The organism is Gilliamella sp. W8126, from assembly GCF_016102185.1.
Classification (GTDB): domain Bacteria; phylum Pseudomonadota; class Gammaproteobacteria; order Enterobacterales; family Orbaceae; genus Gilliamella; species Gilliamella apis_A.
In genome coordinates, this window is the sequence record NZ_JACFPE010000015.1 from 1 (window position 1) to 1,363 (window position 1,363).

Here is a 1,363-nt window from a genome sequence, read left to right on the forward strand (position 1 = left end):
CAATCTATATTAAAAAAGCAACTGTGATTGAAGATAAACAATAGGTTGTTCTAAAATTAATCAACACTTCAAGTAAACCACCTTAATGATTTAAGGTGGTTTTTTATTAAATAATAGGATTATTTTTTTAATTTATTACAAGCTTCTACAAATCCCTGATCACAAGACTGTTTAAAATACTTTTTAGCTAAAGATTTATTCTGCTTAATCCCATCACCTTCATCATACTTAAGCGCTAAATTATATTGGGCTGTGGAATTATCTTGCTCCGCTGCTTTTGTATACCAATATATCGCCTTTTGTTTATCTTGCTTTATGCCTTCACCGTCATCATACATACTAGCTAAATTATTTTGGGCGCCTGAATGACCTTGTTCTGCTGATTTTTCATACCAAAATGCAGCTTTAAGTTTATTTGGCTCTATACCTTCATCTTCATCATACATAAGCGCTAAATTAAATTGTGCGTTGGCCTCTCCTTGCTCTGCTGCTTTTGTATACCAATATGTAGCTTTTTGTTTATCTTGTGCTATACCATCACCTTCATCATATAAAACGCCTAAATTATACTGTGCATCTACATTACCTTGTTCCGCTGATTTTTCATACCAAAATGCAGCTTTAAGTTTATTTGGCTCTATACCATCATCTTCATCATACATAAGCGCTAAATTATATTGTGCGTTGGCCTCTCCTTGCTCCGCTGCTTTTGTATACCAATATAATGCCTTTTGTTTATCTTGTTCCATGCCATCACCTTCATCATACATAAGCGCTAAATTATTTTGTGCGTTGGCCTCTCCTTGCTCCGCTGCTTTTGTATACCAATATAATGCCTTTTGTTTATCTTGCTCTATGCCGTCTCCTTTATCATACATAAGCGCTAAATTATATTGTGCGTTGGCCTCTCCTTGCTCCGCTGCTTTTGTATACCAATATGCAGCTTTAACTTTATCTTGCTCTATTCCTTCACCGTCATCATACATAAAAGCTAAATTATATTGTGCGCTGGAATGACCTTGTTCTGCTTCTTGTTTACATTCAATAAAGGCCTTTTCATAATTTTTTTGTTCATAATCTGTTTTACACTGACTAGCATAACTTGAAAAAGAACACAAAATTAATAATCCAACAGGTATAAATTTTTTCATTGTATTTCCTATATATGTTAAAGCAGACATTGATACTTTTTATTTATTTAGATAAAAGTATGTATCGAAAATAATCGTTATTATTGATTTCCTTAATTACCGATAACCAGACCAATATGGTTATGCTGTTTTTGGTAAAGTCATTAAAGGAATGGATGTCGTTGATAAAATTGTTAATGTCGCTACAAAACGCATGGGACCACATCAAAATG

At 33.3% G+C, this 1,363-nt stretch carries 1 protein-coding gene and 1 pseudogene; one reads left to right on the plus strand and one right to left on the minus strand.

Annotation, left to right across the window (positions count from 1 at the left end):
- Window positions 1–119: 119 nt before the first annotated feature.
- Window positions 120–1,151, minus strand: a complete 1,032-nt coding sequence (locus H3S74_RS12400) for an SEL1-like repeat protein (RefSeq protein ID WP_110446959.1) — start codon at window positions 1,149–1,151, stop codon at window positions 120–122.
- 115 nt (window positions 1,152–1,266) lie between these two features.
- Here H3S74_RS12400 and H3S74_RS12405 point away from each other — a divergent pair.
- A pseudogene (locus H3S74_RS12405) lies at window positions 1,267–1,363 on the plus strand (peptidylprolyl isomerase); the annotation flags it as partial.

Coding starts and splice junctions, on each gene's coding strand:
- H3S74_RS12400 (WP_110446959.1), bottom strand. CDS start 1,151: ATGAAAAAATTTATACCTGTTGGATTATTAATTTTGTGTTCTTTTTCA.